19 protein-coding genes and 1 riboswitch are annotated in these 20,911 nt (G+C 33.7%); of the genes, 14 read left to right on the top strand and 5 right to left on the bottom strand.

Going from position 1 to position 20,911, the window contains the following annotated elements; all coding sequences use genetic code 11:
- Nucleotides 1–166 precede the first annotated feature (166 nt).
- Complete coding sequence (locus EUBIFOR_RS11235) at nucleotides 167–598, top strand: AEC family transporter (RefSeq protein ID WP_208853818.1); 432 nt, start codon at nucleotides 167–169, stop codon at nucleotides 596–598.
- Nucleotides 599–692: 94 nt separating this feature from the next.
- Complete coding sequence (locus tag EUBIFOR_RS11230) at nucleotides 693–1,001, top strand: hypothetical protein (RefSeq protein WP_003866190.1); 309 nt, start codon at nucleotides 693–695, stop codon at nucleotides 999–1,001.
- Between the two features lie 21 nt (nucleotides 1,002–1,022).
- On the opposite strand, the gene EUBIFOR_RS11225 is transcribed toward EUBIFOR_RS11230, so the two are convergent.
- Complete coding sequence (locus EUBIFOR_RS11225; RefSeq protein ID WP_003866189.1) at nucleotides 1,023–1,805, bottom strand: Cof-type HAD-IIB family hydrolase; 783 nt, start codon at nucleotides 1,803–1,805, stop codon at nucleotides 1,023–1,025.
- 65 nt (nucleotides 1,806–1,870) lie between these two features.
- On the opposite strand from EUBIFOR_RS11225, the gene EUBIFOR_RS11220 reads away from it, so the two are divergent.
- Nucleotides 1,871–2,533, top strand: coding sequence for a cytidylate kinase-like family protein (locus EUBIFOR_RS11220; RefSeq protein ID WP_003866188.1), 663 nt, complete (start codon nucleotides 1,871–1,873; stop codon nucleotides 2,531–2,533).
- A gap of 26 nt (nucleotides 2,534–2,559) precedes the next feature.
- Here the strand turns inward: EUBIFOR_RS11220 and EUBIFOR_RS11215 are convergent, their stop codons facing one another.
- The 4 genes from EUBIFOR_RS11215 to EUBIFOR_RS11200 form a co-directional block, all read right to left on the bottom strand.
- Nucleotides 2,560–3,891 (bottom strand): NCS2 family permease, encoded by a 1,332-nt coding sequence (locus EUBIFOR_RS11215; RefSeq protein ID WP_040466538.1) that lies wholly within the window; start codon nucleotides 3,889–3,891, stop codon nucleotides 2,560–2,562.
- Nucleotides 3,892–3,940: 49 nt separating this feature from the next.
- Complete coding sequence (locus EUBIFOR_RS11210) at nucleotides 3,941–7,051, bottom strand: UvrD-helicase domain-containing protein (RefSeq protein ID WP_003866186.1); 3,111 nt, start codon at nucleotides 7,049–7,051, stop codon at nucleotides 3,941–3,943.
- A 1-nt stretch (nucleotide 7,052) separates the two neighbouring features.
- Nucleotides 7,053–9,602, bottom strand: coding sequence for a PD-(D/E)XK nuclease family protein (locus tag EUBIFOR_RS11205; protein ID WP_003866185.1), 2,550 nt, complete (start codon nucleotides 9,600–9,602; stop codon nucleotides 7,053–7,055).
- A 104-nt stretch (nucleotides 9,603–9,706) separates the two neighbouring features.
- The gene (locus EUBIFOR_RS11200; RefSeq protein ID WP_003866184.1) at nucleotides 9,707–11,077 is read right to left on the bottom strand and encodes an NAD(P)/FAD-dependent oxidoreductase; all 1,371 of its coding nucleotides are present in this window, start codon (nucleotides 11,075–11,077) and stop codon (nucleotides 9,707–9,709) included.
- A gap of 6 nt (nucleotides 11,078–11,083) precedes the next feature.
- A riboswitch (purine riboswitch) is annotated at nucleotides 11,084–11,181 on the bottom strand.
- A gap of 82 nt (nucleotides 11,182–11,263) precedes the next feature.
- On the opposite strand from EUBIFOR_RS11200, the gene EUBIFOR_RS11195 reads away from it, so the two are divergent.
- The 11 genes from EUBIFOR_RS11195 to ftsH are packed head-to-tail and all read left to right on the top strand — an operon-like array spanning nucleotide 11,264 to nucleotide 20,871.
- Nucleotides 11,264–12,148: a YitT family protein gene (locus EUBIFOR_RS11195; RefSeq protein ID WP_003866183.1), complete on the top strand. Its 885-nt coding sequence runs from the start codon at nucleotides 11,264–11,266 to the stop codon at nucleotides 12,146–12,148.
- Entirely contained in the window at nucleotides 12,132–12,656 is a 525-nt protein-coding gene (gene rnmV, locus EUBIFOR_RS11190; protein ID WP_003866182.1) for a ribonuclease M5, read from the top strand. The genes EUBIFOR_RS11195 and rnmV overlap by 17 nt, the downstream gene beginning before the upstream one ends.
- Nucleotides 12,653–13,522 carry a 16S rRNA (adenine(1518)-N(6)/adenine(1519)-N(6))-dimethyltransferase RsmA gene (gene rsmA, locus EUBIFOR_RS11185; protein WP_003866181.1) on the top strand — a complete coding sequence of 290 codons (870 nt, stop codon included), beginning with the start codon at nucleotides 12,653–12,655 and terminating at the stop codon, nucleotides 13,520–13,522. Before rnmV ends, rsmA begins: the two co-directional genes overlap by 4 nt.
- Nucleotides 13,494–14,327, top strand: a complete 834-nt coding sequence (gene ispE / locus EUBIFOR_RS11180; RefSeq protein ID WP_003866180.1) for a 4-(cytidine 5'-diphospho)-2-C-methyl-D-erythritol kinase — start codon at nucleotides 13,494–13,496, stop codon at nucleotides 14,325–14,327. The genes rsmA and ispE overlap by 29 nt, the downstream gene beginning before the upstream one ends.
- Nucleotide 14,328: 1 nt before the next feature.
- Entirely contained in the window at nucleotides 14,329–14,535 is a 207-nt protein-coding gene (locus EUBIFOR_RS11175; RefSeq protein WP_040466537.1) for a DUF1146 domain-containing protein, read from the top strand.
- Nucleotides 14,522–15,460: a rod shape-determining protein gene (locus tag EUBIFOR_RS11170; protein WP_003866178.1), complete on the top strand. Its 939-nt coding sequence runs from the start codon at nucleotides 14,522–14,524 to the stop codon at nucleotides 15,458–15,460. The genes EUBIFOR_RS11175 and EUBIFOR_RS11170 overlap by 14 nt, the downstream gene beginning before the upstream one ends.
- Nucleotides 15,457–16,524, top strand: a complete 1,068-nt coding sequence (locus EUBIFOR_RS11165; RefSeq protein WP_003866177.1) for an MraY family glycosyltransferase — start codon at nucleotides 15,457–15,459, stop codon at nucleotides 16,522–16,524. The genes EUBIFOR_RS11170 and EUBIFOR_RS11165 overlap by 4 nt, the downstream gene beginning before the upstream one ends.
- A gap of 50 nt (nucleotides 16,525–16,574) precedes the next feature.
- On the top strand, nucleotides 16,575–17,123 hold the full coding sequence (locus EUBIFOR_RS11160) for a hypothetical protein (protein WP_003866176.1): 549 nt from the start codon (nucleotides 16,575–16,577) through the stop codon (nucleotides 17,121–17,123).
- Nucleotides 17,124–17,130: 7 nt separating this feature from the next.
- Entirely contained in the window at nucleotides 17,131–18,315 is a 1,185-nt protein-coding gene (tilS, locus tag EUBIFOR_RS11155; RefSeq protein WP_003866175.1) for a tRNA lysidine(34) synthetase TilS, read from the top strand.
- Nucleotides 18,316–18,362: 47 nt separating this feature from the next.
- On the top strand, nucleotides 18,363–18,905 hold the full coding sequence (gene hpt, locus EUBIFOR_RS11150) for a hypoxanthine phosphoribosyltransferase (protein WP_003866174.1): 543 nt from the start codon (nucleotides 18,363–18,365) through the stop codon (nucleotides 18,903–18,905).
- Nucleotides 18,906–18,915: 10 nt separating this feature from the next.
- Nucleotides 18,916–20,871 (top strand): ATP-dependent zinc metalloprotease FtsH, encoded by a 1,956-nt coding sequence (gene ftsH, locus EUBIFOR_RS11145; protein ID WP_003866173.1) that lies wholly within the window; start codon nucleotides 18,916–18,918, stop codon nucleotides 20,869–20,871.
- Nucleotides 20,872–20,911: the final 40 nt, after the last annotated feature.

Genomic DNA, 20,911 nt, shown 5'->3' with positions numbered 1-20,911 from the left:
AACCGCAGGAACTGCGGGGATAGCTTGGTAAGAAAGGTTTCGATAGAAACCTGTTCCCAAGAATCTCGTCACTTCAGTGATGAGAGGTTCAATACCGCTCAACTGTTTGATGTATGGATATGGAGAGAGTTTATTTCGTAAGGGAGGCTTTTCTTTTAAGAAATTTATGAATGGACCTATGATCGCATCCATTGTTGCTCTAATACTTTGTATTTTTAATATTAAACTTCCATATGTTTTAGCTCAGACATGCACATATATAGGTAATGTGACTACACCATTATCTATGATGGTTATTGGTGCTGGCTTAGTGAATATGGATATCAAAGAGTTGTTGGATGTAAAAGTATGGGCATTTACTATATTTAAAATGATTTTATTACCTTTGTTTTATATGTTTTCTCTTTCTTTATTTCACATTGATCCATTGATTGAAAATACACTTATACTCATTATGTGTATGCCGGTGGCAAGTAATTCTAGTGTATATGCACTTATGTATGGTGAAGATGCAACGCTAGCAAGTAAAGCTATATTTTTAACAAGTGTTGCGTGTGTGGTAACGATTCCAATTGTGTTTATTTTACACACTTTGTGAAAAATGTGACCAATGTAACTGTAAATAAAGGCCAAAGTTTGAGTTATTAGGTAGAATGTTGTATGATTAGGATATAAGAAAGGATGTTGTGATTATGGAAAAATGGACTCAAGAACAATACGCTGCTCGTTTACAGGAAATGAAACAAGAAGCTCATGATAAAATGTGGTTATACATCGAAGTGAATGCCAAAGAGTTTATGAATGAATGTGAACCAGGCGTAAAAAATTTAGCTACATGCTGCAAAGCTATGTTAGATGCAATGTTAGAAGGAGACGGCTTTATTGTAGAGCCTAAGATTCGTACTAAGGTTGCTGGAACTTTAACAGTTCGTTACTATGTTGATAACTTACACCCAGGTCGTAGAAAATACGCAGATGTAATGAAGGAACAACAACAGTAAAAAAAAGAATCATTTCTGATTCTAAAATAGCTTTAAATGTTTAAAAGCTTTGTATAAGCCGTCATTGTCAATTTTATCTGTGACATAATCGGCTTTTTCTTTTACCTCTTTGACACCGTTTCCCATCGCAATAGAAATATCAGCATATTCTAACATCGGCAAATCATTTTCAGAATCACCCATCGCAACTGTATCATATTTTTCTTTATAATAGTTTTTGACAAACTGAATAGCCGTAGCTTTATTGTATTCTGAATGTGTGATTTCTCCGCCTAGATGCAAGAAATTTGTGAAAGTTAAATGTTCAGGGATTTGATTTAAAATTTCTTCTCGTTGTGAAAGGGAATCAAAATGGATACTGACCTTCATGACTTGACCATAATCGGAATCTGTAATTGTTGAAATATCTGGAAAAGACAAGAAACGATTTCCCATGCGATTGTCTGTGTTAAATTGGCGCATACGTTCTCTATTTTTTTCACTAGTGAATGTTGTTTGACTTCCTTCTAAAGAATAGCCTGTGTCTTTAGCAATGTGCTGAATAAATTTTGTATCTCTTTTTTCTAATGGTTTAAAAAGAACTTGTTTATTATTTATAATAATTTCACTTCCAGATCCCAAACAATAGCCATCTAAATTCATATCGAATAAAAATTGAGGGATTTCACAACGTGTTCTTCCTGTGTTTATATAAATTTTATGCCCATTTTTTCTTGCTAGTTCAATCGCTTCTAATGCAGAACTAGGAATCTTTTCAAATGTCCATAGAGTTCCGTCTAAATCTAAAAAAATAATTTTTTTCATAACCTTCCTCCACTACAATATTTTAACATATTATTGTATGATATAAGAAAAAAGAGGGAATTGGCATGGAAAAGAATGTGATTATAACGATATCTAGACAATTTGGTTCAAATGGAAGAGAAATTGCACGTAAGTTAGCTGAATATTTGGATATTAGTTATTATAATAAAGAAATTTTGGAAAGAATTGCAGTGAATATGGGGGTTTGTGCAGATTTCTTTAAAGACCAGAATCAAGATGCGAATGGATTATTTACAATAGAATCTAAAGGTCTTTTAGGACTTAGAAATATTACGGAATTAAGTGTAAATTCACAAATTTATGATATGGCGAGTGATTTTATTCAAAAGATTTCCCAAAGAGAAGACGCTGTTATCGTAGGAAGATGTGCGGATTATATTTTAAAAGATAATCCGGATGTTATTTCTGTATTCTGTTACAGTGATGTAGAAGAACGTATTCAATGGTCGATAGACGAATATCAAGTGCCTGCCAAACAAGCCAAGAAAATTGTGCAGGAAAAAGATACGCAAAGGGCAAGATTTTATGAATTCTATACCAATCAAAAATGGGGAAATGCACGTAATTATACATTGATGATCAATACATCAAAGATGAGCACAGATGAAGCTGTACAATTACTAGCATCATTTTATGATGTAAAAAAAGGCATCCCAACTTTTAAGAATGCCTTTGAAAATCAATATGAAAAGAATAATACGTATTAAAAAAGTCGGAGAACCGACTTTTTCTTTTACATAATATAAGGTGTTGCAAAGTATAATACGAAGATAACCATTAATGCCCAAACCGTTGGGTGAACTTCTTTTGCTTTACCTGCAGCAATCATGGCAACTGTATAAACGATAAATCCACATGCGATACCATTTGAAATAGAATACATTAAGATCATCATAATAACAGTGACAAATCCAGCTGCTGCAAAAATCATATCATCCCAATCAATACCTTTTAATTGTTGAGCCATCATAATACCAACAACGATCAATGCTGGTGCAGTAACTGCATTCGTAACTGTACTTAAGATAAGTGGTGATAAGAATACGGCTAGTAAGAAACAAACACCTGATGTACATGCAGTTAAACCTGTACGTCCTCCGACACCAACACCAGAGCTAGATTCAACAAAGCTAGTTACTGTACTCGTACCTAAAACAGCACCAAATACTGTACCAAATGCATCTGCAACCAATGCTTGTTCAGCATTTTCAAGTTCACCTTTATCATTGATTAAACCAATACGGTTACCAATCGCAACAAGTGTTCCTGCTGTATCAAAGAAGTCAACGAACAAGAATGAGAAAATCACAACGAAAGCCTGGAATGGATTTGCGAACAATTCAGAGATTCCTGAGAAGCAAGCTCCAAAGGCTTGTAATTCAAAATCGAACGAAATAAAACGTTCAGGTAAAGTAGGCATTTCAGCTATTCCCATGAATCCAAGGATGATACCAATAATAGCTGTGATAACCATACCTACAAAAACGGCAGCAGGAACATTTTTAATAACTAATGCAATCGTAATTAATAAACCAACAATAGCTAGTAATACTTTTGGATCTGTTAAGTTTCCGATTGTCACAAATGTTGCAGGACTAGCAACAATAATACCCGCATTTTTTAAACCAACAAACGCAATGAAGAAACCAATTCCAGCTCCAATTGCCAACTTTAATTGTACTGGAATCGCATTGATAATAGCTTTACGAACACCAGTAACAGAAATAAGAATAAAGATAACACCTGAAATGAATACAGCACTTAATGCAGCTGCCCAGCTAAAGCCCATCTGTCCACAGATTGTATAGGCAAACAATGCGTTTACACCCATACCTGAAGCTAATGCGACTGGATAGTTGGCAACAAGACCCATAATAATACTTGCGACACCCGCACTAATTGCAGTCGCAAGGAATACAGAGGCCTTGTCCATACCAGCATCTGCTAAAACTGAAGGGTTAACCCCAAGAATGTAGGCCATAGCCAAGAATGTTGTAAGACCAGCGATAAGCTCCGTCTTAACGTTTGAACCTTTCTCGTTCAATTTAAAAAATTTTTCCACGATTTGCTCTCCTTCTCTCTTTTTTAAAAAGACTTTACCATTGTAACATAAGTTATTCTAAATAGATGCACTTTGATAAAGGAAAAGCATAAATATACGTGTTTATTGGCAAATTCGTTAGTTTTTTCATGGCTTTTTTATAGGTTTGAAGCTGAATCGCATATAAATCAATTAATTTTTTCTCGTTATCTGTTGCATCTGTCTTAAAATCGACAATGATCACTTCATCTTTTTTATAGATAACTAAGTCCATAAAGCCATGAACAACTTGATTTTTTTCTTCGATAATATAACTTTGTTCAAATACATGCTTTTCTTTCATCCAAGAAGAGTAAAGAGAATCTTCGTTTAAAGCTAGAATCTGCTTGATATCATGATCTTTTAAAGTATATCCATAAGAAGTCGCATAAGAAATAATTTCCTTTTCTTGATAAGGATATGCGCATTGTGCCACAATTTCATGAAATAAAGTTCCACGAATGGTTCCCATGTTTTTAGAAAGAGAAACCTCTTTCCAATCTAATTTAATTTTTGCACCACTTGCAGTTTGACTTGAAAAAGCCTTAGATGCTTTTGAATATGTAGGTAGTGTATAAGGCGTGTTATTTTGACGCACCTTTAATGGTCTTTCATATAATTCTGATTTTTTATCAAAAACCACTAGAGAATCACTCGTATTGGCATATGTATGTAAAAGCCATCCTGTATAGCTTTCATCTTCTAATAAAGTATAGGCGTTTAATGGACTATAAAAATCTTCTATGCTTTCAATCGTATCTACAATGACAAGTTCTTTTTGAGGGCGGGTTGTCGCCACATAGAATACACGCATTTCTTCTGCAAGATCATTGAGTTCTTTTTTCGTTTGTAGAGCTAAATGATAGATCGAATTGTATTTTAATTTATAATCTAAACTTAATCCTTTTAAAGATAATCCTAATGTTGAATCAAGCAAGATACAAGAACTGCCATGTTTATCTCTTTGCTCGTGTTGCGAAAGAATATATACAACCGGGAACTGCAGACCTTTAGATTGATGCATTGTCTTTACTTGAACAACATCATCTTCTTTGCCATACAAGCTTGCTTCTTGTGTTTGATCTTGCATTGCATCTTTAGATAATTGTAAGACAAAACTATGAATATCATTTTGATTTTCAAATTGCCCTGCAAGTTCTAATAAATAATCTAAGTTATTCTTATCTTGAATTGTTGTAGAAGCGTAATAGAAATTATTATATGCATAAATATATTGTAGCAGTTGTGTGATTGTTTTATTTTTATTTGTGTATAACTCAAAGAATGGCTTCATAAAATCTTCGTTTTTAATACTCATATATAAAGATGTGCCTTTTTCTTTATCAATACAGCACTTCGCAATTTGGGAAAAAGATACATTAAATAATGGAGACATTAAAGAGGCACATAAAGAAATGTCATCCGTTAAATCTTCTAAAGCTTTTAAAGTAGAAATGACGATTTGAATGGCAGGATTTGTAAAGAATCCATGATCAATGGTAATCATAGCCGGAATGTTATAGGCTTCAAAGACAGCTTTCAGTTTTTCTTGTGGAGCATGATTACGGGTCAATACACACATCGATTTATAGGGCATTCCCGCATTATGCTTTTCTATGATGTCTTGTGCAATTAAATCAAAACGATTTTCGTTGTGATTTTTCTTGATTGTAGCTTTATTGCCTTCCTCATCTTTATATTCTGTATATAAGAAACGAACTGGATATTGAGGACTTTCCATTTGCCCTTTTGTACCTACATTGGCAATATCAATCTCTTCAAATTGTTCTCCTAACAATTCATTGTTCATGATCTTACTATAAAAATCATTGTTGAATTGAATAACGCTCGCATTGGAACGATAGTTTTCTTGCAGTAACAAAGGAGTGTTATTGTCATCTTCTTTTTCCATCCAAGCTTGCATGATTTTTGGATTGGCTTGTCTAAATCCATAGATAGATTGTTTAATGTCCCCCACTCTAAACACATTATTTTCATGACAGAAAGACGCAATGATTTTTTCCTGTAACTCATTGGTATCCTGAAATTCGTCGACTAGAATCATTTGGTACTTATTGTACATCTCCTCTTTGATCATAGGATCTTGAAGTAATTGATACGCAAAGTGTTCCATATCATTAAAGTCGATTACTTCCATTTTTTTCTTCTCTAATTGAAAATACAATTTTACTTTATTTGTGAGATCAAATAATGTATCAACTAAATTTTTATGACTTTGAATATCCTTTAGGTAGAATGCTTCATCAAATAAGTTTTCTACAATACGTGTTTCATGTTCTTTAAAAGAAGTTTGATATTTAGAATAATCGACCTTATCAATGGTCTTTTTAAAGCCAATAGTATTCTTTAAATACAATTCGAATTGTGATTTAAAATCCGAATAGGATGTTGTATCTAAACACTTGGATAAATATTCCTTTTTAATTTCATAATCCTCAGGCTTTGAAATCTGGTCGATTACTTCATCTAAAATTTCAGTCATGGCTAGACAATGATTATGGAAATACTTTAAGGCATATTCCATTATTTTAGGATTTAAATATGTATAAGATTCTTGAATATTTTCTATCCAAGCCTTTGCATCTTCTTCGGATTTAGAGTTAATGATTGCCAAAATATCTTCAATGTATTTTTGAATATCTTCTTCGGTTTTGCCAAAAGAATGGAAATACATTTTTAGTTGTGTATAGGCATTTAAGTCTAAATCTTGAATCGCATGCTTATAGGCATTTTCAAAGGCAATGCGTGTTTGAGCTGAGGATGCCGTTTGTTTAGACATTGTGTAAGAGATGGGAATCTTATAGTAATAATTTTGTACAATAGATAAACAGAAACTATCAATTGTTGAAATGCTAGCCGTTTCAAGGAGTGCCATTTGTTGCAGAATATAGTCCGTTTTTGGTTGTTCTTTTAATTTCGAAAGTAAACGAGCTTTCATTTCAGCCGCAGCATCCTTTGTGAAGGTCATGGCTAATATGGAATCAATCGAAATATGGTCTTTTAATACCAATTGACATAGGCGTTCAACTAAAACGGCAGTTTTACCACTTCCTGCACTTGCAGAAACAACAACGTTCGTATTTCGAATGTCTATAGCCTTTTTTTGGGGAATTGAAAAATCCATATTATTCTTCCTCCTTTTCTACACGAAGTTTTGGTTCAACTTCATTCGCTGAATTTCTACAAATGGATCTATATGCACAATATTTACATGCATCTTTTACATGATTTGGAAGGGCTTGGCCACTAGAAATATCTTCTAAAAGACTATCAATAACTTGGCTCCATTCGGATTTGATCGTTTCTAAAGCTGGATTTGTCTTTTTTACAGGCATATATTGTTTAATGTCATCACAATAAATACTTGCATCATTAAAATGCCAGCCTTTGAGTTTGCGATTTTTTGTGAATGTCTCTAACATGTCGGGTTCATTTATGACATTTAATTCAGGAACCTTTTTACGATAATTTAATTTACCATAGGTAAGAGTTTCTGGTGAAGTTCTTAGGGCAATGTAAAAACATCCAACTGGAATTAAATTCGATTCTTTTTCATAAGCCAAAGTATATGTAGCTAACTGTAGGGCAAGACCAGATTCAAATTCATTTAGGTTAATATCTTTGTCACTTGATTTATAGTCAAAGATACAAAAGGATGTATTTGAACTATCAATACGGTCAATATATCCATATAAATCGATAGTATATTCATTCCATGGATATGAATAGGAAAACTTATGTTCTTGTTTATCAATATTCATGTGCCAATTGGTTTCAAAACTATGAAGCTGTTCAAAAATTAAAACAAGTTTGTCTGTGATTTCTTCAATTTGTGAATTAAACCAAGTGACTTGCTGCAAAAGTACTTTTTTTGCGAACGCAAATTCTTTTCTTACATATTGATAGATCTCTTCTTTGGATAAAGAAGTATAATCTTGTTTATCTTTAGAAATCATTTCTAAAACGTGATGTAAAATGCTTCCACGAATACGAATATCGGTAATATCTTCCTTCTCTTTTAAGAACAAGCCGTATTTTAAGGCATGAGAAAAAGGACATCTTGCATAGGATTCGAGTCTTGAAATAGAACCTTTAAAGTGATTGTCTTTAAAGAATATAGCTTTTGCGCTTGTTTCATTTAAATCAATGCTTGGGGTAGTCCAATTAAAAGAATCTGGGGTTGTGATAAACTTTGGTTTTGTTTGTATCCAGTTTTCGATTTCTGAACTAGATTCATAATTCTTTCCTTGATAATCACTTTGTGGATATAGAATGTATAGTGTTTCACATAAGGATAAACAATCAAATATTTGCGTTTGTTGATTCTGAATACGTGTTTCAAGGTTAGGTAAATTTGTGCTTTTTACATAAGCTTCATCAAATATGCCTGAATGTAGTTTTAAACTAGGAAATGCATTGGCATTTGTTCCAGTTAAAAAGACAATGGGCCTTAATGATGTGATGTCTTGTCTTGATCCAATTAATACACCTTCAATTGTATTGGCCTTTTGATTGGCAGAAAGGTTTTGGATTTGATGAATCAAAATATCTAAATCATCCGCATTATGTATGTGTGTATGTACATCTTGAATGAGTGACATTACATCGTTAAAGGCGTTCAAATCTTCTTTTGAAACATGTTCATGTAGATTTTGGATGTGTTTTGCGATTTCAATAAAGTCTAACGCATGAAATAAAAATGCATGATTATGTATCCATTCCAATGCTTGTTGCTCTAATCTTTGGTAGGATTCAAATTGATAAGAATTAATGATTTCATTTTCTTCGTAAGAAATAATACTTAGGTGCGGTTCAAACTTAAAAAATTTTTCCGGGAATAACGTGTAGTATTGTATTAGATAGTTGTCATGTGGATATAAAGTTTGAATGAGGTTTATAAAACTTTTAAGATCCATATCTTTTATCCATGTTAAGTAACTGATCCATTCATTATAAATCGATGTAATATGTGTTTCTTGTATAGTTGTGAATGGAATCTTATGAGCTGTAAGAATTTGTGTTAGAACACTTTCATCACTCGCATTATTTAAGGCAACGAAAATATCATCCGCCAAATAATCGTTTTCGATAATAAGATTGGCAAGTACTTCCATTTGTTTTCTGGCATTGGCAACACTATAATAATGGGTTTGACATAATTGGTTTTCACCAAGCCATTTTGCCCCATGATCCATTAATACTTGAATCCAATAGTTGTCTAATTGTGAATATTCTTTTTTAAGAATATAAACATTTTCTAAATTTGGTAAACTTGAAAGAACATCTTTAGTTTGGTCTTCTTTAAGCTGAATGGGATATAGAAGATTTAAAATTTCATTTAAATCCTTTTCTTTTTGGGTTGAACAAGGAAATTTATGGATTTGATAGGTTTTGGCCATTTTAATAAAGTCTAGGCAGGCATTTAAAAAATCATAGTCTTCTTTACTGGAGTAGAAGGCATTTGAAAGGGATGTGTTCTTTAAAGCTTCTTTGTATAAATAAAGAATTTCAATATCGGATTTTGTTTGTCCATGATAAAAAGAAGATAGCCAGCTTGATAAAGTTAAAACTTGTATGCCAAGGCAATCTCTTTTTTGTTTTAAAATCTCTTTGTATAAAGATAAATGTAGGGTAGCCGGAGCTAATATTGTACTGTTGTCTGGAATTTGTATCATAAAATTATCACCTAGATTATTATATCATCATTATTATTAACTCGAGAGTTAATAACTTTGGAGTTAATAAAAAAAGTGGATCAAGCGATCCACTTTGTGTTGTATTATAGATTTTCTGTAATGTGTCTAGCGACATATACACCAGATGCACTGGCATGACTTAATGAGTGTGTTACACCTGAACAGTCTCCGATAACAAATAGTCCTTTGTGTTTTGTTTCTAAGTTTTTGTCTACTTTTACTTGCATGTTATAGAATTTAACTTCAACACCATATAATAATGTATCATCACTTGCTGTTGATGGACATACTTTATCAAGGGCATAAATCATTTCGATAATGTCATCTAGTTGACGTTTAGGAATAACTAGAGATAAGTCTCCTGGTGTAGCTTTCAATGTAGGAGTTACGAATCCTTGTGCAATACGACTTGGAGTTGAGCGTTGTCCACGAATCAAATCACCAAAGCGTTGTACGATAACACCACCACCAAGCATATTGGATAGGCGGGCAATACTTTCACCATATTGGTTACTTTGTGAGAATGGTTCTGTAAAGTGGTTTGATACTAATAGGGCAAAGTTTGTGTTATTTGTGAAACGAGCTGGATCTTCATAACTGTGACCATTTACAGTGATGATTCCGTTTGTGTTTTCGTTTACGACAACACCTCTAGGATTCATACAGAATGTACGAACGCGATCTTGGTATTTCTTTGAACGATATACAATTTTAGATTCATATAATGAGTCTGTTAATTCTGAGAATGTATCGGCATTTAATTCAACACGAACACCAATGTCTACACGATCACTTTTTGTTTCAATACCTAGATTTGAACATACAGATTCCATCCATTTACTTCCAGAACGACCTGTAGAAATGATACATTGTGTAGATGTATATGTTTCATCTCCACAAACAACTTCATATCCATCTTCAATTTTATTGACTATATCAATGTGTTTAAAGAAATGAAAATCGGCTTTGTCTTTTAAATCATTGTATAAGTTTTCAAGTACAACATAATTAATATCTGTTCCTAAGTGACGAACTTTTGCCTTTAATAAGTGAAGATCATTTTGAAGACATTTTTTAGCGATAGCTGCATCTGAGTTTGCGTATAAACGCGTTTTTTCTCCACCCATCTTGCAGTTGATTTCATCCACATATTCCATTAAATCGATAGCTTCTTGTTCACCTACATATTCATATAGGTTTCCACCAAATTCATTTGTGATATTATATTTTCCATCACTGAATGCTCCGGCTCCACCAAAACCATTCATGATAGCACATGATTTACAGTGGATACATGATTTGATTTTCTTTCCATCGATTGGACATTTTCTTTTTTCTAATGGAGCACCTGCTTCAAATACACCAATTTTTAATTCAGGTTTGTTTTTTAATAACTCATATGCTGAGAAAATACCTCCAGGCCCAGCACCAATAATAATGATATCGTATTGCATTTTATTTTCCTCCTGCTTGAAGGCTATAGTCTACTATTTTCGGTAGTAGGTAAGAACGTTCAACCATATCATGAACTTATATAACCCGGACTATTATACGGATAAAGTTTATTTTATGCAAGTAAATAATTTTAAAATGATACATAAAAAAATGCTATAATCATGTAGGCTAGTAGAGGTGTGCATATGAGTAAGAATAGAATACATGATTTAATAATGATTATACTTGGAAACTTTGTGGTCGCATGTTCGGTTTCCTTTTTTATACTTCCTAATAATATATTAACGGGAGGCGTTGCTGGTGTGGCTGTCGCATTACATCCAATTCTTCCAGTTGATATAGTTTTAATGATTGATGCTTTGACAATTGGTCTATTTATATTGGGAGCTATTTTATTAGGAAAGCAGTTTGCGATGAAATCTGTGATTTCCACAATTGTATATCCAGTTTTCGTAACAGGCTTATCTAAGGTTGCTACTATGTTTCCTAAAGATACATTTGTGATGCCACCTTATGTAGCTACAATCTATGCCGGAGTGATTGTAGGTATTGGCTTAGGATTGGTGTTTAGAGTCAATTCAAGTACGGGTGGTATGGATATATTAGCATTGATCTTACATAAATATTTTAAGATTCCTGAAGGAACAAGTGTAATGATTGTTGATGGTTTAACTGTATTATTAGGTGTTGTAACACACGGTTTAACACCAGCTTTGATTGGTATTATGTCTGTATTTGTTTGTGGTGTGGCCATTGATAAAACGGTCATGCTTGGCATGCAATCCGCAAAAAATGTTATGATTATATCAACAGAATGGAAACAGATTCGTCGCATTCTATTGGAAACAGTGGATCGTGGTGTAACGATTCTAGATGGAAGCGGCGGATATACACAAGCACCTAAACCTGTGTTGATGTGTGTTATTAAACAAAAACAATATCCATTATTGGAATCAAGCGTCTTAGAAATTGATCCAAAAGCTTTTATTATTGTGAATGATGTACATCAGGTACATGGTGCTGGTTTTACATCGAAACATGTGGTGGAGACAAATGAAACAACATATTAAGGAAATTATTGTCGTTGAAGGAAAAAATGACACAAATACGTTGCAGTCTTTTTTTGATTGTGACACGATAGAAACAGGTGGGGATCAGGTCAATGAAAAAACGATTGAGCGTGTAAGACAAGCTCAAAAGACTAGAGGAGTCATTATCTTTACGGATCCTGATACGCCAGGAGAACATATTCGTAGATTGATTGGTGGTAGTGTGCCAGGATGTAAACATGCGTTTATTAATAAGGAAAAGGCAAAGACACCAAAAAAAGTAGGCGTAGAGCATGCGAACAGAGAAGATTTATGGGATGCCTTATGTAATTATGTAACGTTTGAGAATAAAGAAGAAGTATTAAGTTGGCAAGACTTTATTGATTTAGGTTTAGTTGGAAACAAAGCTTTACGTTTTCAAGTGTGTGAGTCTTTTCATATTGGTCCTTGTAATGCAAAAACATGTTTTAAGCGTTTAAACCAGATGAAGATGACAAGAAAAAAGATAGAAGAAAGGATTTTTTCATGAAACAGGCGATTGCGACAGTAAAAAAGACAAAAGAAATTCAAGAAAAATATAAGGTTTTCACAAAGAAAAGTTTTGGACAAAACTTTATTATTGAACCTGGGGTTGTTGAAAAAATTGCGAATGCAGCGATTCAATCAAGAGATGAATTGGTTTTTGAGATTGGTCCTGGAATTGGGGCATTAACTCAATTTTTATGTGAAAAAAGTGATCAGGTTGTGGCTTTTGAAATTGATGAAAGATTACCGGTTGTATTAGAGAATGAGATTGGTTTTGATCATCTTCAGATTGTGTTGGAAGATATTCTAAAGGTGGATATTGATGAAAAGATTCGTGAATTTAGAAAGCCTGGGCAAAAGGTTGTGTTTGCGTCCAATCTTCCTTACTACATCACAACACCAATTTTATTTAAGCTGTTTGAGGCAAATGAAGAAATTGAAAGAATTACGGTTATGATGCAAAAAGAAGTGGGAGAGCGTTTCTTGGCACATGAAAATGATAAAGAATACAATGCGTTAAGTGTAATTACGCAATATCGTTGTGATGTAAAAAAAGTCATGGATGTATCTCGTAGAGTATTTTGGCCAAGTCCAAATGTGGATTCAATGGTTATTCAATTCTCTTTTCATCATAAGTATCATTTAGAAGATGAAAATTACTTCTTTGATTTAGTGAAGGCTTGTTTTACGCAAAGAAGAAAAACAATTTATAATAATTTTCAAAATTTTGTGAAAGATAAGACTTTGGCAAAACAATTGTTAGAACAAGTAAATATAGATCCAAGTACGCGTGCGCAACAATGTACATTGGAGGATTTTATTCGATTATATGGGGTGACTTATGCAGGTACAGGCAAGGGCAAAAATTAATTTAGCATTAGATGTCGTAGAAAGAATGGACAATGGATATCATTCTTTAGATATGATCATGGCACCTATTTCAATTTATGATGAGATTGAGATTGAGAAAAGCGATTGTGACATGGTTGAATGTGAAGGTATGAAATTACCTGAGAATAATACAGTTTCAAAGATGATTCAGGTATTAAAGGATACATATCATTTAGATTCTAGTTTTAAAGTATCAATCAAGAAGCATATTCCGGCTCAGGCAGGTCTTGGTGGCGGAAGTGCTGATGCAGCGGCTGTGTGTAAAGCTATTTTAAAAATGGAAGGTATTGAAGAAACAGAAGAAAATTTATATGAAATCACAAAACAGGTAGGGGCAGATGTTCCTTTCTGTATTCATGATAAGTGGGCAAGGGTAAAAGGGATTGGCGAAAAGATTACGCCAATTGAGAGTGATTGGAAATTTGATGTTGTGGTTGTAAAACCGGATTTTGGAATTTCTACTGCGAATGCGTTCTCTAAATGGAAAGAGTCTCGTCCTTTTCATCCGGATGTGGATTTAGTAGAGTCGAGTATTCGAGAAGAGAATATGGATCTTTTGTATCAGACTATGGCTAATGCATTAGAGCCTATCGCTTTTGAAATTGAGCCTGAATTGAATCAGGTAAAAATGGATATGGAAGATGCTGGTTTGGTTCGTATATTGATGTCAGGATCAGGTTCGAGTATGTTAGGCTTTAGTGTGGATGAAGATGTGATTTTAAATGCATATGAACAGTTAAAAGAAAAGTATGATTTTGTCAAAATCATACATGTAGGTGGCTAATATGGCGGCTTCAGTAATTTCTTATTTCGTTTTCTTTGCGTGTTTTGGTTTAAGCTTTTATGCGATTTCAAGTATTCAGTTTGAAAAAATATGTAGTGTAAAAAATCCTAAGAAAGTGCAGATATTAATGTTTCTATTATCGCTTTGTCTTGCGTATGTATCAAGCCAGGCAATTCTACAATTAACAATCTATAATGGCTTTGCTTGATAAGTGGATTGCCCTGGATATTGGGGCGTATCTTGCACGATTTTATGATTTTTCTACACAGAAAGAAATAGTTTTGAAAACGATAATCGCACAAAAGGGATCTGAAGTTCTTGGCGTATCCGATCAGGCAATTGCTTATTTATATAAGGATCTAGATACGATTCAAATTCAGTATCCAATTTCTCATGGTCAAATTCTTCATTCGATTGAGCCTTTGATTCATGAAGGACTTGATAAGCTTCATGCTTTTGATGGTTTATTAAGACCTAGCGTACTTGTCAGTGTTCCAAGTGAATTGTCACAAAGACAACGTGAGCTTTGGCAGCAGGCATTTTTAAATTGTGGAGTACGTAAGGTTGAATTTATTTCAAATTTAGAAGTTTTACAAGAAGAAAATCCTTGTTTTTTAGTTCATAGTGGGCATTCGTATACGGAAATTCATATATGTGCTTATGATAAGGTGCTTGTATCTAAAACGATTTATTATGCTGGAGCACAAGTAGACGAACAAATTCAAAGGATCGTTTATATGAAGACGGGTTATTTTATCACAAAAGTGGATGCGGCACATTTAAAGGAAATGGCAAGTGATGCATTTTGGCAGCAGAAAAATACTTTGTTGATGTGCTATGGTTTTGATTCAAGGCAAAACCTACATCCAATTCAGATTGAATCAAGTATAGTATGGCCTGCCATTGAAATGGTTTCATCGCAAATTTCTTTGTGGGTTAAGCATTGTTTTGATACTCTTCCAGCTTCTTTACAGGAATATTTTTTAATGCATGGAATTGAATTGAGTGGGGGCATGGCAGATTGTTTTGGCCCTTCGCAATTTATTTCTCAGAATATTTCGTGTCCAGTTCTTTGTACAAAACGTGGACAATACGATATGATAGATGCATTAAAGGGGGTAAAGTCAGCGTGATTGATTATAGAATGATTTTATTACCATTTTTAATTTCTTTGATTTTAACACCTATTGTGAAACAATATTCGATATATTGTGGTGCTTATGCGAAGGAAAATAAACGTACAGTTCATCATGGAAAAATTTCACGTATTGGTGGTGTTGCCATTTATTTATCTTTTATTATCACAATGGCTATATTTGTGAAGGCAGATTTACAAATTAAGGGATTGGTAATTGGAAGCAGTATTATGTTTTTTACAGGGCTGATTGATGATTTGATTGATATAAAGCCACTGGTAAAATTGACTTTAGAAGTCATTGCGGCTTTAGTATTAATTTATTTTGGGATTTCTGTAGATATTATTCGTTTACCTTTGGGTATACAAATTGATACGGGCATTATTTCATTTGTTTTTACAATTATTTGGGTGGCAGGTATTACCAATGCAGTCAATTTAATTGATGGATTGGATGGCTTGGCTGGTGGCATGAGTGTTATTGTACTTGTTGTCATTGGTTCTATCGCAATTATTGAAAGACGTTTAGATTTGTTGAGTATAGCTTTTATTCTTGCGTCGGGAACGTTTGGCTTTTTAGCCTATAATGCCCATCCTGCTAGTATTTTTATGGGAGATTGTGGATCTTTATTTTTGGGATTTATGATTTCAGCCATATCCTTGCTTGGGTTTAAATCAAGTACCATTTTAACTTTGGCATTGCCAATTTTATTGTTGATGTTACCAATTATTGATACGCTTTCTGCAATTTTAAGACGTACTTTAAAGGGTATGAAATTTATGGAAGCGGATAAGAGTCATATTCATCATTTGTTGATGCGTCAATTTGGCCATCGAAATACGGTGATCATTATGTGTGGTTTAACGTCACTGTTTGGTCTGAGTGCATTTGCGTATATGATCAATCGAAATATTGGGTTCTTTGTCATGGTAGCTATTTTGTTAGCGGTGGAAATATTTATTGAAAAATCGGCTATGATTAGTGAAAAATTCCATCCTTTGATTGGGTTGTGGCATCGTATTCAAAGAAAATCTAGAAAAATTTTTAAAAAAGTAGGCTAAAATGCCTACTTTTAATATTATTTTCACATTGGGTTGTTAGAATAGGGTTTATGGAACCGAATGAATGGCAAAAAAAGAAAAATAATAAAACAACAGAATATACGCAAAGGATCACATCACAAGCTAGAATTGCGGAGGAAAAACTTTTATCAGGGTTAAATGAAAGTGAGGTTTATGATTATATGCTTTCTAAACTGAACTTTTGTCAGAGGAAACAAATGTATTCGAGTCTAGAGGCAAAAGTATATGTAAAGGTAGGAGATATTTGTTTTACAGATTTTGGTTTAGCTTATTTAAGTGAGGTTGGTTATCAACATTTTGGCTTAGTTCTGGCAATGAAGCATGGAAAAATTTTTGTGGTACCTATGAGTGGGAATAGTAGTGCATATCATAAGGCATACGATCCTGTCTTGCGTGTAGGGAAACGTCATTTAATGCGTTTACCAGAAATTGAGGGGTTGAATAAATCGAGCGTATTGTTTTTGAATGATGCAAAATGGATCAATTCAGCTCGTGTGATCGATGTTAAGGCGCATATTGATCCAAATTCATATTTGTTTGATAAAATAAAGAAATGCGTTTTACAAATGATGCTATAATAGGCGTATGTCAAAATGTGTAGTGGCTTGTTCAGGTGGACCTGACAGTATGGCTTTATTAGATCAATTGAATAAACAAGGCAAAGACATTGTTGTTGCGCATGTGAATTATAAACATCGAGATACAGCAGACAGGGATGAGAATATAGTCAAAGATTATTGTGAAAAGTATGATATTCCTGTTCGTGTTTGTTATCCGGTACATGAGAAAGGAAATTTTCAGGCATGGGCAAGAGATGTTCGTTATGCTTTTTTTGAAGAAGTGGCGGATGCGTTTGATGCAAAAATATTATATGTAGCTCATCAGATGGATGATGTGATTGAAACATATTTGTTTCAAAAGAATAGAAATATGATTTGTGACTGGTATGGATTAAAAGAAAAGAGTATACGACAGGGGTATCAAATTATTCGTCCTTTACTTAATTTCACGAAGAGTGAATTGCAACAATATTGTAATGAGAATGGCGTATCTTTTGGGATTGATGAGTCAAATTTAACCAATCATTATACGCGTAATGTAATTCGTCATACACAAATTGAAAAGATGAGTCGAGACGAAAAGGAAGCGTGGATATTAAAAATTCAAAATGAGAATGAAGTATGGCAAATAAAAAGAAAAGCCATAGAAGAATTTTTTAAGGATTGGAACAAGGATGTAGATTCCTTGTTGGATCAAGAAGATGCTTGGCTTTATTTAGATACTTTCTTATTTCATTCTTTGCATCATCATTTCTCAAAAAAATATATGGAAGAATTATGTGTTCAATTAAAAAGGAATGTGTTAATTGAAATAGAGAATTATTTATTGGAAAGACATGGTGGTAAGTTGTATTTTATGCCTAGTCCTAAAGATGTGTATTATAAATTGGATGAATTAGAATTTAAGGATTATGCGGATTTTGTGGTTAAAAACGAGGGCAAGACGATTGAAATGTTTAGTGTAGATGCATCTGACTTTCCTTTGGTTATACGTCGCGTTAGAGCAAATGACACAATTCAAATGCGATTTGGAAATAAGAATGTACACCGGTTTTTTGTGGATCGAAAAATCAGTAAGATATATAGAAAATATTGGTTGGTTGTGGAAAATAATGTGGGCAATGTGATTTTTGTACCAGGACTTGGTTGTGATGTAGGGCATTATTCACAAAATCAACAGTTCTATTTTAAAATAAATGGTCTTGATTAAATGTTTATGTTACAATGTGTAGGTAACTTAAGGAGAAAAAACACCATATGATAGCTCAAGATATTGAAAAAGTTTTATTAAGTGAAGAAGAAATTGAAAATCGTTGTGTAGAACTAGCACATCAAATAGAAGCAGATTATAAAGAATCTGGAGATACTCCAATCATAGTTGGATTATTAAAGGGTAGTGTTCCTTTCATGGCTGAATTGATCAAGCGTTTTGAATTTCCATGTGAAATTGATTTTATGTCAGTTAGTTCATACGATGGAACAGAATCTATTGGCGATGTTCGTATTTTAAAGGATATGGACTTATCTTGTAAAAACCGTTCTATTTTGGTTGTAGAAGATATTATTGATACAGGTAGAACTTTGGTTGAAGTAAAAAAGATGTTTAAAAATAAAGGTTGTCTAGATGTTCGTTGTGTAACATTATTAGATAAACCAAGCCGTCGTGTTTGTGAAATTGAGGCGGATTATGTTGGCTTTGAAGTGCCAAATGAATTTGTAGTTGGATACGGATTGGATTACAACCAAAAGTATCGTAACCTACCATTTATTGGTGTTTTAAAGCCGGAAATTTATCAGTAGGAGGAAGATTATGAAGAAGTGGTTAAATTATTTACCAACCATCTTCATTTTATCAATTGTATTATCATTAGTTTTTTATAGTTCACAGGGCAGTACTGTACAAATGAATTATACACAATTTGAGAAAATTGTAGATGAAGTTGATTTTAAAAAGAGTTCTATGACAATTAGTTCCACTGTAATCCATTTGGAAGGAACTTATGAGCAGAATTCAAAGACAGTTGGATACAAGGTTATTGTTCCAAGAACAGAAAAGAATATTGAAAAGTTAGAAAAGTCTTTACAGAGAAATGGTGGAAAATTAACTGTAGAAGATCCTAATCAAGGCAGTGTATGGATTTCGATTCTTTCTCAAATTATTCCATTCTTAATTATAGCGGTATTCTTCTATTTCATGTTCGCAAAAATGGGTGGTGGAGGCAACAATAAAGCCTTCGAATTTGCAAAATCAAAAGCTCGTGTTGAATCAAATGTAAAAGTTCGTTTTAAAGATGTTGCGGGTTGTGAAGAAGAAAAAGAAGAAGTAAAAGAAATTATTGATTATTTGCGTTCACCAAAGAAATTTACGGATATGGGAGCACATATTCCTAAGGGAATTTTAATGGTAGGTCCTCCAGGAACTGGTAAGACATTGCTTGCCAAAGCCGTAGCTGGAGAAGCCAATGTTCCATTCTTCTCGATTTCAGGTTCGGACTTCGTTGAAATGTTTGTCGGAACAGGTGCGAGTCGTGTTCGTGATATGTTTAAAACAGCACAAAAGAGTGCACCATGTATTATTTTTATTGATGAAATTGATGCCGTAGGACGTCAGCGTGGAGCTGGTATGGGCGGTGGAAATGATGAGCGTGAACAGACATTGAACCAATTGTTGGTTGAAATGGATGGTATGACAGATAATGCGGGTATTGTGGTAATTGCAGCTACAAACCGTCCTGATGTATTAGATCCAGCATTGTTACGTAGTGGTCGCTTTGATCGTCGTGTTACGGTTAGCTTGCCAGATATTAAGGGTCGTGAAGCTATTTTACATGTGCATGCCCGTAATAAAAAATTGGCGAGTGATGTTTCACTTGCAAACTTGGCAAAACGTACTCCAGGATTTTCTGGGGCTGATTTAGCTAACGTCTTGAATGAAGGTGCAATTTTAGCGGTTCGTAAAAATGAAGCTAAGGTCACTATGACAGATTTAGACGAAGCGATTGACCGTGTTATGATGGGACCTGCGAAAAAGAGTAAGAAGTATACTGAAAAAGATAAAATTCTTGTGGCTTACCATGAGGCAGGACATGCCGTTATTGGTTTGAAGCTTGAAGATGCAGATATGGTTCAGAAAGTTACAATTATTCCTCGTGGAGATGCGGGTGGATATAACTTGATGACACCTCGTGAAGAGAAGTATTTCCACAGAAAATCTGAGTTTATTGCACAGATTACTGGTTTACTTGGTGGTCGTACAGCTGAGGAAATTCAATTTGGAGAAATTAGTGCGGGTGCCGTAAATGATATTGAAAAATTAACAGAAATCGCTAAGAACATGGTTCGTGTATATGGTATGTCTAGTTTGGGCCCTATTCAATATGCGGATCCTCAAGGAAATGTCTTCTTAGGAAGAGATTATACAAAGGGTAGTGATTATTCTGCAGGTGTAGCAGCTGAAATTGATAAAGAGGTTCGTGCAATTGTGGATGAGTGTCATGAAAATTGTCGTAAGATCTTAACAGAAAATAAAGATTTGTTGGATTTGATTGCGAATAATTTATATGAACATGAAACATTAACAAATGAAGAAATCACGAACTTAATGAATTATGGACAGTTAACAGATCCTAATGTTGAAACAAGTGAAGAAGAGGAAAAACCAGAACAAGAAGTAGTTCAAGTTCCAGAGATTCCAGAAACTTCAACTGGTGTAGATCAAAAGGATTTGGATGATGCGTTCAATGAATTAACTAAGAAAAAAGATTAATTACATACTTAAGCCATCGATTGATGGCTTTTAGTTTGGC

This window comes from Holdemanella biformis DSM 3989 (genome assembly GCF_000156655.1).
Lineage (GTDB): Bacteria > Bacillota_I > Bacilli_A > Erysipelotrichales > Erysipelotrichaceae > Holdemanella > Holdemanella biformis.
The sequence above is the reverse complement of the archived record's forward strand: the minus strand, read 5'-3'. Positions and strand labels throughout refer to the sequence as shown.

Excerpts from the sequence above, each read along its gene's own strand:
- EUBIFOR_RS11235 (WP_208853818.1), top strand. The coding sequence starts at position 167 with ATGAATGGACCTATGATCGCATCCATTGTTGCTCTAATACTTTGTATT.
- EUBIFOR_RS11230 (WP_003866190.1), top strand. The coding sequence starts at position 693 with ATGGAAAAATGGACTCAAGAACAATACGCTGCTCGTTTACAGGAAATG.
- EUBIFOR_RS11225 (WP_003866189.1), bottom strand. The coding sequence starts at position 1,805 with ATGAAAAAAATTATTTTTTTAGATTTAGACGGAACTCTATGGACATTT.
- EUBIFOR_RS11220 (WP_003866188.1), top strand. The coding sequence starts at position 1,871 with ATGGAAAAGAATGTGATTATAACGATATCTAGACAATTTGGTTCAAAT.
- EUBIFOR_RS11210 (WP_003866186.1), bottom strand. The coding sequence starts at position 7,051 with ATGGATTTTTCAATTCCCCAAAAAAAGGCTATAGACATTCGAAATACG.
- EUBIFOR_RS11205 (WP_003866185.1), bottom strand. The coding sequence starts at position 9,602 with ATGATACAAATTCCAGACAACAGTACAATATTAGCTCCGGCTACCCTA.
- EUBIFOR_RS11200 (WP_003866184.1), bottom strand. The coding sequence starts at position 11,077 with ATGCAATACGATATCATTATTATTGGTGCTGGGCCTGGAGGTATTTTC.
- EUBIFOR_RS11195 (WP_003866183.1), top strand. The coding sequence starts at position 11,264 with ATGAGTAAGAATAGAATACATGATTTAATAATGATTATACTTGGAAAC.
- rnmV (WP_003866182.1), top strand. The coding sequence starts at position 12,132 with ATGAAACAACATATTAAGGAAATTATTGTCGTTGAAGGAAAAAATGAC.
- rsmA (WP_003866181.1), top strand. The coding sequence starts at position 12,653 with ATGAAACAGGCGATTGCGACAGTAAAAAAGACAAAAGAAATTCAAGAA.
- ispE (WP_003866180.1), top strand. The coding sequence starts at position 13,494 with ATGCAGGTACAGGCAAGGGCAAAAATTAATTTAGCATTAGATGTCGTA.
- EUBIFOR_RS11175 (WP_040466537.1), top strand. The coding sequence starts at position 14,329 with ATGGCGGCTTCAGTAATTTCTTATTTCGTTTTCTTTGCGTGTTTTGGT.
- EUBIFOR_RS11170 (WP_003866178.1), top strand. The coding sequence starts at position 14,522 with ATGGCTTTGCTTGATAAGTGGATTGCCCTGGATATTGGGGCGTATCTT.
- EUBIFOR_RS11160 (WP_003866176.1), top strand. The coding sequence starts at position 16,575 with ATGGAACCGAATGAATGGCAAAAAAAGAAAAATAATAAAACAACAGAA.
- tilS (WP_003866175.1), top strand. The coding sequence starts at position 17,131 with ATGTCAAAATGTGTAGTGGCTTGTTCAGGTGGACCTGACAGTATGGCT.
- hpt (WP_003866174.1), top strand. The coding sequence starts at position 18,363 with ATGATAGCTCAAGATATTGAAAAAGTTTTATTAAGTGAAGAAGAAATT.
- ftsH (WP_003866173.1), top strand. The coding sequence starts at position 18,916 with ATGAAGAAGTGGTTAAATTATTTACCAACCATCTTCATTTTATCAATT.